General features: G+C 69.2%; 11 protein-coding genes. 4 read left to right on the top strand and 7 right to left on the bottom strand.

The features are described 5' to 3' along the window. Nucleotides 1–307 precede the first annotated feature (307 nt). Nucleotides 308–724 (top strand): DUF6544 family protein, encoded by a 417-nt coding sequence (locus O9271_RS16505; protein WP_298272121.1) that lies wholly within the window; start codon nt 308–310, stop codon nt 722–724. 128 nt (nt 725–852) lie between these two features. Here the strand turns inward: O9271_RS16505 and ftsH are convergent, their stop codons facing one another. The 3 genes from ftsH to paaI are packed head-to-tail and all read right to left on the bottom strand — an operon-like array spanning nt 853 to nt 4,561. Further along, complete coding sequence (gene ftsH, locus O9271_RS16500; protein ID WP_298272118.1) at nt 853–2,799, bottom strand: ATP-dependent zinc metalloprotease FtsH; 1,947 nt, start codon at nt 2,797–2,799, stop codon at nt 853–855. After that, the gene (paaK, locus tag O9271_RS16495) at nt 2,796–4,103 is read right to left on the bottom strand and encodes a phenylacetate--CoA ligase PaaK (protein WP_298272113.1); all 1,308 of its coding nucleotides are present in this window, start codon (nt 4,101–4,103) and stop codon (nt 2,796–2,798) included. Before paaK ends, ftsH begins: the two co-directional genes overlap by 4 nt. After that, entirely contained in the window at nt 4,103–4,561 is a 459-nt protein-coding gene (paaI, locus tag O9271_RS16490; protein ID WP_291269381.1) for a hydroxyphenylacetyl-CoA thioesterase PaaI, read from the bottom strand. The genes paaK and paaI overlap by 1 nt, the downstream gene beginning before the upstream one ends. 417 nt (nt 4,562–4,978) lie before the next feature. Between paaI and O9271_RS16485 the strand changes: the two genes are divergently transcribed. Then, nucleotides 4,979–5,836, top strand: coding sequence for a sterol desaturase family protein (locus O9271_RS16485; protein ID WP_298272107.1), 858 nt, complete (start codon nt 4,979–4,981; stop codon nt 5,834–5,836). Between the two features lie 150 nt (nt 5,837–5,986). Then, nucleotides 5,987–6,334: a GyrI-like domain-containing protein gene (locus tag O9271_RS16480; protein ID WP_298272105.1), complete on the top strand. Its 348-nt coding sequence runs from the start codon at nt 5,987–5,989 to the stop codon at nt 6,332–6,334. Between the two features lie 41 nt (nt 6,335–6,375). On the opposite strand, the gene O9271_RS16475 is transcribed toward O9271_RS16480, so the two are convergent. Continuing rightward, complete coding sequence (locus O9271_RS16475; RefSeq protein WP_298272102.1) at nt 6,376–6,819, bottom strand: CBS domain-containing protein; 444 nt, start codon at nt 6,817–6,819, stop codon at nt 6,376–6,378. Between the two features lie 290 nt (nt 6,820–7,109). Between O9271_RS16475 and O9271_RS16470 the strand changes: the two genes are divergently transcribed. Continuing rightward, complete coding sequence (locus tag O9271_RS16470; RefSeq protein ID WP_298272100.1) at nt 7,110–8,375, top strand: hypothetical protein; 1,266 nt, start codon at nt 7,110–7,112, stop codon at nt 8,373–8,375. Between the two features lie 16 nt (nt 8,376–8,391). On the opposite strand, the gene O9271_RS16465 is transcribed toward O9271_RS16470, so the two are convergent. The 3 genes from O9271_RS16465 to O9271_RS16455 form a co-directional block, all read right to left on the bottom strand. After that, nucleotides 8,392–8,829 (bottom strand): DDE-type integrase/transposase/recombinase, encoded by a 438-nt coding sequence (locus tag O9271_RS16465; protein WP_298272098.1) that lies wholly within the window; start codon nt 8,827–8,829, stop codon nt 8,392–8,394. Between the two features lie 143 nt (nt 8,830–8,972). Then, nucleotides 8,973–10,358, bottom strand: a complete 1,386-nt coding sequence (locus tag O9271_RS16460; protein WP_298272095.1) for a RagB/SusD family nutrient uptake outer membrane protein — start codon at nt 10,356–10,358, stop codon at nt 8,973–8,975. A gap of 2 nt (nt 10,359–10,360) precedes the next feature. Next, on the bottom strand, nt 10,361–13,453 hold the full coding sequence (locus O9271_RS16455) for a SusC/RagA family TonB-linked outer membrane protein (protein WP_298272093.1): 3,093 nt from the start codon (nt 13,451–13,453) through the stop codon (nt 10,361–10,363). Between the last annotated feature and the right edge of the window lie 262 nt (nt 13,454–13,715).

Genomic DNA, 13,715 nt, shown 5'->3' with positions numbered 1-13,715 from the left:
GCCAATGGGGGGGCCGACCGACGGCCGCATGGATTGTCCGGGATATCGTCATGATGAAAGCGGGTGAGGCGTGACCCTGCAGGCGACCAACCGGCGCGCCGCGTTTCCTTGCTGCTCTACCCGGTCTCCATCGCTGGCGTCACCGAAAGATCCCGATGGCGCCCGCACCGGGACGTGAACGCGCCAGCGAGCCGTGTCATCCACCGGTCACGAACCGAACGTCCCGTCGGGCCGGACCGGCCCTGCCCTACACAGCGATCAGGTGAACCCCGCTGGGCGGGCGCCGGAGTTCCGGCATCTTCACGGGGTGTCCTCATTGCTCCGCCTCCGTCCCCGCTTCGCCGCTGCCGCCATGCTCGCGCTCACCATCGGCTGTACGCCGCTCATCGACCGCTTCGACGAGGCGGTGGCGACCGCGGCGGCGAGTCAGCCCGACACACCGCCAACGGTCGTCACCGAGGCCAACGATGACCTCGTGGACTTCGCCAGCGACGACCGGCACGCGCTCCCCGACGACGGCGAAAGGTGGACGCCGCCGCTGCGCGGGCACCGCGACGTGGACGGCCTCCGCCTGCCGCGCGAGGGCGACGCCATCTGGCACTACGCCGACAAGCCGGTGTGGCGCTACGGGCGCTTCACGATCCTCCGGCTGCAGTACAACGTGCCGGATGTCGATCTGCCGCGGGCGGCGGCGATCGGGGCCCACGAGGCGACGGCGCGATAAGCGCGCACGGCACGCCGACTCGCCCCCGCGAAAATGCCGGCCGCGGACGCCGAGGCGGTGGCAACCGTCGGGACGCCCGGTTTCCGCACGCGCGGTCTGACGAGCGCCCCCCGACGCTGCGCTGCGCGTCAGCCAGGTCGCTTGACGCTGCGCAAGGCCGGGGCGGGCGGCAGGCCGGTCACCTCGAGGATGTCGTGGACATCGAGTGTCTCGCGCGTGAGTAGCGCGGCCGCGAGCGTGTCGAGTGCCGCGCGATGCACCGTGAGTTGGCGAGTGGCTTCGGCGTGGCATTCGGCGATGATGCGCTGCACCTCGGCGTCTATGGCCTGCGCGGTCCGTTCGCTGTACGGGTGTGCCCCCGGCCCGCCCGCCACCGTGCCCAGATAGGGATTCTCGCGCGGCGCGAGCTGCACCATGCCGACCACGGTGCTCATGCCCCAGCGCGTGACCATGTTGCGCGCGAGCTGCGTGACCTGTTCGATGTCGTTCTCGGCCCCGGTGGTCGTCGTGCCGTACACCAGCTCTTCGGCGGCCCGGCCCCCCAACGCCCCGATGATGCGGGCGCGCAGGTAGCCCTCGGGATAGTTGTAGCGATCGCGGTCGGGGCGCTGATAGGTGACACCGAGCGCCTGGCCACGTGGAACGATGGACACGCGCTGCACGGGATCGGCACCGGGCACGACGAGGCCGAGGATGGCGTGGCCGCCCTCATGATAGGCGATGCGCTCGCGGTCGTCGGGGCTCAGCAGCAATGGCCGTTCAGGGCCAAGGATGATCTTCTCGAGCGCGTCGAGGAAGTCCTTCGGCGTGACATGATCCTGTTCGCGCCGCGCGGCGAGGAGTGCAGCTTCGTTGACCAGGTTGCGGATGTCGGCACCGGACAGGCCCGGGGTATTGGCGGCGAGATCGGCGAGACTCACCTCGGGTGCCAGCGGTACGCCGCGCGTGTGCACCGCAAGAATGGCTTCACGCCCGGTCTTGTCGGGGAGGTTCACCACCACGCGTCGGTCGAAGCGCCCGGGACGCAGCAGCGCCTTGTCGAGCAGGTCGGGCTGGTTGGTGGCGGCCAACACGATGATGCCCTGGCGGCTGGAGAAGCCGTCCAGCTCCGTGAGGATCTGGTTGAGGGTCTGTTCCTGCTCGCTCGTGCCACCGAGGGAGAACTGCCCACGCGCGCGGCCCACGGTGTCCAGTTCGTCGATGAAGATGATGGCGGGGGCGTTCTCGCGCGCCTGCTTGAAGAGGTCACGCACCCGCGCTGCGCCCACGCCCACGATCATCTCCACGAACTCGGCGGCGCTCATGGAAAAGAACGGCACACCCGCCTCGCCGGCGACCGCCTTCGCCAGCAACGTCTTGCCGGTGCCCGGCGCGCCGACGAGCAGGACACCCTTGGGCGCCGTACCACCAAGTCGCGTGTACTTCCCGGGGTCGCGCAGGAAGTCGACGATCTCCTTGAGCTCGTTCTCCGCTTCGTCGATGCCGGCGACGTCGTCGAAGGTGACTCTGGTGTCCATGGTGGTGTCAAAGCGGCGCGCCGTGCTGCGGCCGAATCCCTGGAGACCGGCACCCATGTCCGGCTGTCGCGCGAGGCGGCGGAAGAACCAGACATAGATGCCGATGAAAAGCAGCGTCGGCACGAGGCTGAACAGCATGCCGAGGAAGGACGTCTTCTCCTGCGTGGAGACGGCACGGATCTCCACCCCCTTGGCGGCGAGCAGCGCTTCCAGACCGGGGTCGGCGAAGGCGGGGACGGTGGTGGTGAAGGTGGTGACGCTGCGCGGTGCGGCGGCGGTGGTATCGCGCGGGTCCTTCCACGACACCGGGCGCTGGAAGCGCCCCGTGATGACGTCACCGCGGGCGTCGATCGACGCCACGTTGCCGTTGGCGACCTCCTGACGGAAGCGCGACCAGGGCAGCGTGGGGGCTTCGTCCTTCGGGGCGCAGTACTGCACGAGCAGGATGTTCGCGACCACGACACCCAGAAAGAGCAGCCAGGCGCGGCGCGGCATCTTGGGGGTGCCGGGGGGTGGGCTGCCCGATGGAGGTGACGCGGGTTTGGTGGGGGCGGTCATGACCGGCTCCCCGGCCGCCGGTCCACCACGCGCCGCGCCTTCCCCGCCGAGCGCTCCAGTGCCCCGGGGTCCAGCACCACCACCTGCGCGGTCACGCCGCACAGCGTCTTGATCCGCCCCTGCAGTACGGCCCCCACCGTGTCGCGATCGGCCCCGCCCGCCTCCGGCCGCAGTTCGCACCGCACCAGCAGCTGGTCCAGCAGCCCCTCGCGCGATACCTCCAGCTGGTAGTGTCCCGACAGCGCCCCCTGCTGCAGCACCAGCTCCTCCACCTGCGACGGGAACAGGTTCACGCCGCGGATGATGAGCATGTCGTCGCTGCGTCCGCCAATGCGCCCCAGCCGCCGCATGCTGCGCGCCGTGGGTGGCAGCAGGCGCGTAAGGTCGCGCGTGCGGTAGCGCACCAGCGGCATCGCCTCGCGCGTGAGCGTGGTGAATACCAGCTCCCCGTCACTCCCGTCGGGAAGCACCGCCCCGGAGTCGGGATCGATGATCTCCGGGTAGAAGTGGTCCTCCCACACCACGGGACCGTCCTTGGTTTCCACGCACTCGCACGCCACGCCGGGGCCCATGACCTCCGACAGCCCGTAGATGTCCACCGCATCGATCCCTGCGGCCTGCTCGAGGTCGCGCCGCATCGCCTCGGTCCACGGCTCGGCGCCAAACACCCCCGTGCGCAGCGACAGGGCTGCCGGGTCCTTCCCCTGACGCCGCACCTCCTCGATGAGCACCTGCATGTAGCTGGGCGTCACCATGATGAGGTCGGGACGGAAATCCTCGATGAGCTGCACCTGCTTCTCCGTCTGCCCGCCGCCCATGGGCACCACCGTGCACCCGAGCCGCTCGGCGCCGTAGTGGGCCCCCAGCCCGCCGGTGAACAGCCCGTAGCCGTACGCCACGTGTACCAGATCCCCCGCGCGCGCGCCCGCCGCGTGCAGGCTGCGCGCCATCAGGTCGGCCCACCGGTCGATGTCCCCTGCGGTGTACCCCACCACCGTGGGGCGCCCCGTGGTCCCCGACGACGCGTGCACCCGCGCCAGCTGTGCGCGCGGCACCGCCAGGAAGCCGAACGGGTACTCCTCGCGCAGGTCGGCCTTGGTGGTGAAGGGGAACCGCGACAGGTCGGCCAGCGTGCGGCACTCCGACGGATGCACTCCGGCCGCGTCGAAGGCGCGCCGGTAGTGCGGCACGCGGTCGTAGGCGTGCTGCAGCGTTGCGCGCAGCCGCGCCAGCTGCAGCGCCGCCAGCTCGTCGCGGCTGGCCCGCTCGATCGGCTCCAGCGCCGAGGGGTCCGCCCCCGCCATTACGCCGCCCCCGGCGGCGGCCCCATGGGCACGCCTGGTACCAGCGGTGTCCCCTTCATGGTGCGCGAGCGCCCGCGAAACGCTGCCACCCGCTCCCCGCGCTGGTTGGACACGGCCACGTCGTACACACCACTGCGTCCTCCCTTGTGCACCTCCACCGCCAGGGCGGTGAGCACATCGCCCAGCCGCGCCGCCGCCAGCAGGTTGACGTCGAAGCCCGCCGCGACGGTCACCTCGTTGTAGGCGTTGCAGGCAAAGGCGAAGGCGCTGTCCGCCAGCGTCGCCACCAGCCCGCCATGCGCCACCCCGTGCCCGTTCACCATCTCCGCGCGCACGGTCATGGTCACGGTGGCGGTGCCGGGTCCCACCGCTACCACCGCCATCCCCAGCCACTGCGAGGCGTGGTCCCCCTGCCACATGGCGTCACGGCACGCCTCGGCCACCTCCTGCGGCGTCATCGCGGGCCCCGGGCGGCGGCATCACCAGCTTGCGTCGCACCGCCTTGCGGTGCACCGCACGGCAGTGCCGGTCGCACGGGAGAAGGACGCGGTGGGCGTGCTGGGCGTCGAAGGATGTCCGCGAGGGGCATGAGGGGAGATGGCGGTAAGGTGGCTGGGAGCTGGCTTGGAGCTGGCTGGGAGATGGCGGGGCACGGCGGCGCACGGGGACGCGGTGGAATATATGGGTGATTCGAGGCCGGCCGCCGCGCCTCGGCGCATCCGCCATCCCGGCGACCTCCAATGATATCATACGGCCGGACGCGGCCCCCCCGGGGGAGCGCACGGCTCCATCTGGCCAGCAGGCGGCGGTTGCAGTCCCATTGATCCCCGGCCGCCGCGCTTGCCACCTGGCGATCTTGGGGCCCACCATTCGGCATGCACCCCGACCAACAGCTCGTTCAGCTCCTCGCCGTCGTGGCGATCTTCCTGACCTTCGGCATCGGCGAGGTGCTCATCGGGAAGTTCTTCGCCCCGGAGGCCGGGCGAGAGGACAATCGCCTCGACGTGGCCGTGGGCATCATGTTCCCGATCGTGTCCGGGAGCGTCTTCGCGGCCGGTCGCGCGCTGTGCGCGTGGCTGTTCCCCGACCTGCGCGATGCGTGGGCGGACTGGCCACTCTGGGCCATGATCCTCACGCTGCTCGTGGCCGACGACTTCACCCAGTACTGGTGGCACCGGCTGTCGCACACCAGCGTGCTGTGGCCACTGCACCGCGCGCACCACAGTGCGTCGTACATGAGCGTGCGCGTGGTGTACCGGAACAACCTGTTCTACTACGCCATGATGCCCGGGCTCTGGCTGGGTGGGGCGCTGCTCTACCTGGGCTTCGGCTGGACGTTCGTGTGGTACAGCGTGGTCAAACTCTGCGTCATCATCGGCGCCCACTCGGCGGTGCGCTGGGATCAGTGGCTGTACCGGTACCGTGTGCTGCACCCGCTCGCGTGGGTGCTGGAGCGCACCATCTCCACGCCAGCCACGCATTACGCGCACCATGCCCTCACGCAGGACGACGGCATAGGCCTGTACCAGGGGAACTACGGCAACCTGCTCTTCCTCTGGGACATCCTGCTCGGTACGTCCCGCATCACCCGGCAGTATCCGCCGGCGTACGGCCTCAAGGACGACCGGCGGCACGGGCAGGAGCGGTGGTACCACCAGCTGTTCTATCCACTCTTGCGCTCGAAGCGGGCAGAGACGGTGCTGGGGTACGAGAAGCACCTGCCGGTGGATTGACCGCGGCGGCGGAGTCGGGTCTTTCCAGCGCGTCACCGACGTAACCCCGGCGCGGTCCGGGGAAACCCTGATGGTTGCGCCTTCGCGGCGCACGAGATTCGCAAGTGCGAGGGCGCGGCTGGCGCAGCTCTCAGCGGTGCTGGGGCCGGCGTGGGGGGCGATCATGGCCCAGGCGGCGGCAGCCCGGCCGGGCCGCCGTTTGTGGCGTACCACAACATGGACTGGCAGGATCTGGACCTGGAGATCGGCATGCCCTTCGCCACGGCGCTGCGCGGCGCCGGCGACGTGCAGGCCACGACGCTGCCGGCCGGTCCGGCCGCGGTGTGCGCCGACACGGGGCCCTACGACCACATCGGGGCCGCGCACGACGCCTTGCAGCAGTGGCTGGTGGCCCAGAGCCGGCAGCCGGTGGGCCCGGCATACGAGTTCTACCTGAACGATCCCGTTACCACGGCCCCGGCGGCGTTGCGCACCAACGTGCTGCGGATGGTGCGATAGGGCGGGGCACTGGCCGGCCCACCGGAGCGCACGCCGACCGCCTACCCGAGCGCGGGCCGTGGGGCCAGCGCGGCGTCCGGCAACTCCGCGACGATATGCAGCAGGTCCGCCTCCGTCACGATGCCCACGCGGTGCTGGTCCTCGCGCACCGGGAGGCACCCGATTCTCAGGGACCGCATGAGGTGAGCCGCGCGCTGCACCCGTTCGTCCGGCCTGATCGTGGCCGTGGGCGCCTGCATGATCTGGCGCACTTCGATGGTGGCGTTGTGCTGCATGCGCTCGACCTCGCTGATCCGGACCTGCAGGGTTGAAACGGCGGCGCGCATGAGATCCCGATGGCTGACAACGCCGACCAGCCGCCCATGGTCATCCACCACCGGGACATGCCGCCCATGTGCCCACTTCATGATCGCTTCGACAGCGCGCAGGTGCTTGCCCGCTTGGATGGTGAACACCTTGGTGGTCATGATGTCTCTGACGCGCACGGAGAGCTCCCTGCCTGGCGGGAATCGGTCGAACCGGTGGCCAACCGCCCCACCCTGTCACGAGGCCCGTGGTCCTCACAGGCGGCGCCGGCATGGTCGGCGGCAGCCTGGGGCATGGACGGACCGCACGACGCGTTCAGCCCGCCCTGCCGCCCGGTTACGGGTAGCGGCGCACACGCGTCGGGTGTGAACCAGAAGCGCCGGAAACGCCTCGATGGCCGGGGCGTCCCGCTCACGCGGACGGCGCGCCGCACGTGTCGCACGATGCAACACACGACGCCCCCCACGACATGAATGCCGTCGTTTCGCTGGAAGAACTGGAAAGGAGCTGGCAACGCGTCGACGCGTTGATCGCGGTGCGCAATTGGCTTAATGGCGCGATCCTCCTGCTCCTGGTGCTGCTACAGCGCTGGGGCTACCGGGATCTGGCGTGGGCCCTCTGGACCAACCTCGTCTGGACCAGCGGCGCCATCCTGGCCGCGAGTATCGTCATGCAGTTCGCAGGCATCGATCGTTCCGGTCACCGGATCGGCTCCTGGCTCCAGCTGGTGATGGGCACGGTGGGTGTCGTGATCGGCAGCAGCATTCTGGGGTTGCTGCTCAGCGTGTTTGCGGCGCACGACCCGGCACGATTGCTTGGCCCCAACGGCTTCATCAATGCGGACACGCTGGAGGTGCTCCGGCACACGACGGTCCGCTATGCCCCCATCCTCTTGCTGGCCGTGGTCGACCTCGTGTTCGCGGTGCGGATGAGCAGACAGGCGCGGGTATCCCCCGCATCGTACCTGGGCGACCATGTGGTCAAGATGATTGGCGCTCTGGTCGTCGGTGGTCTCGTCGGCATCGCGCTGGCCCGGCTCTTCTCCACGCGGATGGCGGAAATCGGGCTCGGCGTGTTCTTGCTGATCTGGTTCATTTTCCCGTGGCGCATCGTCGCCAGGGATACCATTCAGGACCAACGCGCCGAAGGACGGCCGGCGCTCTATGCGGGACGGCGGCTGCCGCTCATGTTCACGGAGCGTGCTGGCCCCGCGGTGGTGGCCATTACCCTCGTGCTTGCGCTGATGTTCGGCGCCTGCGGGTTGGGCCTGCTCAACTTTGGCCTGCGTCAGTTCGGCACGCACGGGGTGGCCCTCCAACCGGCGATCCTCGTGCTCATGAGCCTGCCCGTCTGTGGCGTGTTCGTGTTCCTGGCGCTGGTGTCCTTCACCCTGGCCGCTTCGGTCAAGCGGGTGACCGTCACCGCCGAGGGGGTGGCGGTCAGTGAGCGAGGCTGGGTGATGGCAGACGACAGGTCGTGGCGAGGACGGCTGGCGGCGACGTTCCGCTCAAGCCACTGGCGGGCGGCGCCAGGCGACTACACCCGGATCGAGCAGCAGCTGCAGCCCCACAGGAGCTCCGATGGACCGGACTACGACGAGCATCGGCTGGTGCTGAAACACCGTGGCGATGCGCTCAGGGACGTCGTGCTCTATCGTGCGTTCCATGCCCGGCACATCGACACGGTGAAGACGTACTATGCCCAGCTGCTGCGCGTGGCGCCGCGCTCGTTGTAAATGGCAAAGACGTTGTTCACACAGCGATGGGCAGGCGTGAGGCCGGTAGGGCGTCGTTGCGGGCGCTATGCCGTCGGTAAAAGTCGTAGCAGGTCAGGTCGGTCGGTAAGGCGGCCGTGCGTCTGGCCGCGCGACCGTAGGCGGTGGCGTAGGCGCATTCGGTGAGCAGCGTGCGAATGAAGCGCTCCGCCTTGCCGTTGGTCTGCGGCCGATAGGCTTGGGTAAAGCGGTGGCTGATCCCGAGCTCGAGGGCCACGTGGGCAAAGTGGTGCGAGCGATCGGCACTGCCGTCATCCGTCGGCAGGGGTTCCACCGCGATGCCCTGCGCGGCGTACCACGCCACCGCGCACCGCAGAACGCCGGCCGTGGTCTCCGCCGTTTCATCGGCGAGGACTTCGTCATCGGCCAACCGCGAGTGATCGTCGATGGCCACGTGCGTGTACTCCCAGCCCATGCCCGTAACGCGCGTGCACCTTTTCGCGGGTGCTGGCGCGGCTGTCACCGCAGCCCCGGGGGGCGCATGCACACAGGGGGCGGGAACCGGCACCGGCCGATTCCCACCCCCTGCAAGTGTTGCGAGACGACGCGCCGCGCCGGTCAGTACCCCGGGTTCTGCGTCAGCAGCGGGGAGACGCGCAGGTCGCGAATGGGCAGGGGGAAGAGCGCCTGACCCGCACGGTCCTGAATCCCCTTCACCTGAATCACGCGCCCCAGCCGGACGAGATCGGGCCAGCGATCGCCTTCGAGCGCGAGCTCGAGACGACGCTCGAGTTCGATCTGGCTGATGACCTCCGCCTGCGTGGTGACCTGAGTGCCGAAGGTGTGCGGCGCCAGCCCCGCGCGCACGCGCACCTTGTTGTACTGCGCCACCGCCTCGGGCAAGCGATTGAGCCGCGCCAGTGCTTCGGCCTTGATGAGCACCACCTCGGCCAGACGAATCACGTGCACGTGCTCCGTGCCCGGACGCGCCGACCACTTGGTGCCGTTGAGCGGACGTGCCGCCACGCCGCTGGGGCGCACGGTCACGGTGCGGCGGATGTCGCCGGCGGGGTACGCCGCGTCGAGTCCGGCGCTGGGCGCCACTTCGGCGCGCCCCACCGAGAGGTAGTAGTTGCTGAGGCCATTGCTTTCGGTGGCGTTGAAGGCCACGCGGAAGATGTCCTCGGTGGTGTTGCTGCCCAGCGCCGAGAAGAGGTCGGCGTAGGGCACCACCAGCGTGTCACGCCCCGCCAGCACCTGGTTGGCCACATCCAGCGCCGCCTGATAGTCGGCCTGGCTGTTGGCGTTCCCCGGGAGCCCCGCGCGGTAGAAGAGCACGCGGGCCCGCAGTGCCCGCGCCGCCGTGGGGGTGGCGAAGCGCGTGTTGGTGGTGTTGCGCGTGAGCGTCTGGGCGCTGTCGAGATCTTTGAGCACCTGCGTGTACACGTCGTTGACCGGCGTGCGCACATAGCTCTTGGACTCGTCGGGCCCGGTGGTGACCTTGGTGGGGATGGGCACGGGGCCCCAGTACTTGACCAGGTTGTGGAAGCCGAGGGCGCGAATGAAGTACGCCTGTCCCATGACATCGGAGCGGGTGGGCTCCGGGATGGCGCTCACCGTGGGCACCTTGTCGATGATCAGGTTGGCGCGATTCACGCTGGAGTAGATCGCCGTCCAGAAGGCGGTGACTTCCTGGTTGTCGGCCTGCATGCGGTTGGTCTGCATCTCCCCGAGGAACTGGAAGGTGCCCGACCAGACGGTGTTGTCGGCGGCGAGATCGCCCACGAGCTTCGCCGTGAGTCCGTAGTAGCTGCCGCTCTGCAGGGCGTCGTAGACGCCGTTGAGGGACGCGGTGGCCGTGGCGGCGTCCTGAATCATGAGGTCCTGCGGGAGCGAGGTGACCGGCTCCGTCTGCAGAATGCCGTCGCAGGCAGTGGTGGCGACCACGGCGGCCAGTGCGGCCAGGCGCGCGAGCGATCGGGTGCGAGTCTTGAGGGAAGTCATGATCACCATCCGGCGTTGATGCCCACGGTCCAGGTGCGGGCCAGGGGGTACGCGTAGAAGTCGACGCCGAGCGAGAGATTCGCGTTGGTGCCGGCCGAGTTGACGTCGGGGTTGTAGCCCGTGTAGTTGGTCCACGTGACGAGGTTGCGACCGCTCACGTAGAGACGGGCGTTGTCGGCGCGCACCTGCTTGGCGATCGACGCCGGGAGACGCCACCCGAGGGTGACTTCCTGCAGGCGCACGAAGGAGCCGTCCTCGATGAAGCGGTCGGACATGAAGCGGGCGCCGCCGGTGCTGCCCATGCGTGGCTGGTTGGTGATGTCACCCGGCTTCTGCCAGCGGTTGCGCACGTTGGCGAACTTGTTGTCCGACGAGTTGCCGCCGTCATCGGCGAAGAGCCGGTTCATGTTGAGGATCTCATTCCCCTGCGTGAACTGCAGGAAGGCGCGGAAGTCGAGTCCCTTCCAGCGCACCGAGTTGGTGAGACCGCCGAAGTAGTCGGGCTGCGCGCTGCCCAGATTGGTGGAGAGGTCGGCGGTGACCGGCGTCAGCGTTTCCCCACCGTCGCCGCGGCGATAGATGGCGTTGCCGGTGGCCGGATCCACGCGCAGGAAGTCGTAGATGAAGAACGTGCCGATGGGCTTGCCCACCATGGCCACGCTTGTGAGGCGTCCCGAGGTGGTGGAGTTCACCGGCTGTCCGTCGGAGAGCGCGGTGATGAGATTGCGGTTCCAGGTGATGTTGAGGTCACTGGTCCACTCGAAGCCCCCGGTGCCGGGCCGGCGGATGTTGATCGTCTGCAGCTGCATGTCCACACCGCGGTTGCGCAGCGATCCCACGTTGTCGGCCACAGTGCTGTAGCCGCTGGTGGCGGCCACTGGGCGGTTCACCAGCAGGTCGGCAGTGGCGCGGTTGTACCAGTCCACCACCAGGTTGACGCGTCCGTTGAAGAAGCCCAGGTCGGCGCCGATGTCGGTTTCGGTGGTGCGCTCCCAGCGCAGGTTGGGGTTGCCCAGCTGCGAAGGCGCGAGCCCCGCAATGCCGGCGTACGGGTTGGCGGCGGCGAGGGTGCGGCTGCCGAAGTCGGCAATCTGCTGGTTGCCGGTGGCGCCGCGGCTGGCGCGCAGCTTGAGCGTCATGAGACGGGAGAGCGCGCTGGCCCAGCTTTCGTCGCTCACGGTCCACGCGCCGGAGAGCGCCGCGAAGTTGCCGTAGCGGCTGTTGTCGCCGAAGCGTGACGAACCGTCGCGCCGCAAGCTGGCGGTCACCACGTAGCGCTCACGCCACGTCCAGTTGGCGCGGGTGAAGTACGACACCAGCGTGTTCTCGGTCTCGCCGCCGTCGAACACCGACACCTGCGCGGCGTTACGCACGTAGCGCTCGAAGCCGGTGGGGAAGCCCGTGCCGGCCACGTAGTTGAAGTTCGTGTTGTTGCGCTCCTGGCTGGCGCCGGCCGTCACGCGCAGCGTCTGGTTGTCGGAGTCGATGACGTCCCAGTTGCCGAAGGTTTCGGCCAGCAGGCGGAAGGCTCGCGTGCGGCCGTCAGCGCCTTCACCGCCCACGCTGGTGCTCACGGCGCGATCCACCTTGGGGGAGCGCCAGCGCAGCTCGTCGAGCGCGTAGAGGTCGGTGCCGAGGCGCGCGGAGATGTTGATCTTGTTGGTGAGCGCGTAGCGGGCCTCGAGGTTCCCCAGCGCGCGCAGCGTGCTCACGTTGAGCGAGCTGTAGGTGGCGGTGGCCACCGGGTTGGAGTAGATGAGGCCATTGGCGATGCCGGCGAAGCCAAAGGAGTTGCCGCGCACCGGCGAGAAGGGCTGCATGGCCAGCGCGTTGGTGACGACGCCGTCGATGTTCTGGTCGCCCGGCACGCGATCGTTGGACTCGCGGGTGAGGCCGATGTTGGAGGTGATGGTGAGCTTGCTGGTGGCCTGCGCGTCGGTGTTGAGGCGCACCGCCTGCCGCTGGTAGTCGGAGCCGATGACGATACCCGTCTGGCGCGTGTCGCTGCCGCTGAGGAACATGCGGAGGCGGTCGGTGCCGCCGCTCACGCTCATGTTGACTTCGCTCATGGGCGCCTGACGGAAGACAGCGGCCTGCCAGTCGGTGTTGATGCTGTCGGTGCCCGGGGCGAAGCGCGGGGCGAGCCCCTGGTTGGTGCGCGCCTCATTCATCACCGCCACGTAGTCGGTGGCATTGAGCAGGTCGACGGTGCGTTCCACCTCCTGCGAGGCGGTGTAGGCGCTCATGTTGAAGCGGAAGCGGTTGCCGCCGGCGCCACGCTTGGTGGTAATGACGATGACGCCGTTGGAGCCGCGCGACCCGTAAATGGCGGCGGCGGCGGCGTCCTTGAGCACGTCAATGGAGGCGATGTCGTCGGGGTTGATGCCCGAGATGGGGGTCATGCGCTGGCCGCTGGTGCCGGTGATCTGCTCGAACGTGCCCTGCAGCATGGGGACGCCGTCGATCACGTAGAGCGGCTGGCTGCCGGCGTTGAGCGAGGCCGGGCCGCGGATGCGCACCGACACGCCGCCGCCAGGCTCACCGCTGTTCTGCATGACCTGCACGCCGGGGACGCGCCCCTGCAGCGCGTTGTCCACGCTCACCACGGGAATGGCGTCGAAGGCGCTGCTGTCCACACTGGCAATGGCGTTGCTCACGGTGGCGCGGCGGCTGCTGCCGTAGCCGGTGGCCACGATGGTGCTGAGCACGGCGGCCACGGGGCGCAGGCGGATGTCCACCGTCACGGTGCCGCCGGCCGTCAGGTCGACGGTGCGCTGGAAGGCGGCATAGCCCAGACGCTGCGCACGCACGGTCACACGACCGGCGGGGACGCCGGTCAGCTGGTAGCTGCCGTTTTCCGCGGTGGACGCGCGCGCGGCACCGCCGGCGACGGTCATCTGCACCCCCGCCACGGGGCGGCCGGTGGAGGAGTCGGTGACGGTGCCGCGTACGGTGCCGGTGGCCCCCTGTGCCTGCAGGGCGTGGACGGCCGACGTGGCCAGCAGGACTCCGGCCAGCGCGACGAGAGCGGCTACCCGCGGCAGTGCGGGCGCCCTCCCCGCCACGACTGACCACAACCATCGACGAGCGAGCATGACATTCCTCCGGGAGCGGGATTACGGGACGGGGACCTTCCGAAACGGCTCGGAAAAATCTTGGCGAGTATACGGCCTAATCACCGACCCGGCGAGAGTGAATGCGGCCGTGGCTCCCTATCCGCTTGTCCCACGTCACGCGGTTGACCGTCGTATGGATACCCCTGCGCCCGCCACGAGAACGACCAGGGCCGCCACAGCGGCTAGCCACAGCTGGCAGCGCGCTCACGCGCCAGAGACTTCGTGAAGATTCCCCGAAGAC

Source organism: Gemmatimonas sp. (genome assembly GCF_027531815.1).
Classification (GTDB): domain Bacteria; phylum Gemmatimonadota; class Gemmatimonadetes; order Gemmatimonadales; family Gemmatimonadaceae; genus Gemmatimonas.
The sequence above is the reverse complement of the archived record's forward strand: the minus strand, read 5'-3'. Positions and strand labels throughout refer to the sequence as shown.

Coding starts and splice junctions, on each gene's coding strand:
- ftsH (WP_298272118.1), bottom strand. CDS start 2,799: ATGACCGCCCCCACCAAACCCGCGTCACCTCCATCGGGCAGCCCACCC.
- O9271_RS16470 (WP_298272100.1), top strand. CDS start 7,110: ATGAATGCCGTCGTTTCGCTGGAAGAACTGGAAAGGAGCTGGCAACGC.
- O9271_RS16485 (WP_298272107.1), top strand. CDS start 4,979: ATGCACCCCGACCAACAGCTCGTTCAGCTCCTCGCCGTCGTGGCGATC.
- O9271_RS16455 (WP_298272093.1), bottom strand. CDS start 13,453: ATGCTCGCTCGTCGATGGTTGTGGTCAGTCGTGGCGGGGAGGGCGCCC.
- paaK (WP_298272113.1), bottom strand. CDS start 4,103: ATGGCGGGGGCGGACCCCTCGGCGCTGGAGCCGATCGAGCGGGCCAGC.
- paaI (WP_291269381.1), bottom strand. CDS start 4,561: ATGACGCCGCAGGAGGTGGCCGAGGCGTGCCGTGACGCCATGTGGCAG.
- O9271_RS16465 (WP_298272098.1), bottom strand. CDS start 8,829: ATGGGCTGGGAGTACACGCACGTGGCCATCGACGATCACTCGCGGTTG.
- O9271_RS16460 (WP_298272095.1), bottom strand. CDS start 10,358: ATGACTTCCCTCAAGACTCGCACCCGATCGCTCGCGCGCCTGGCCGCA.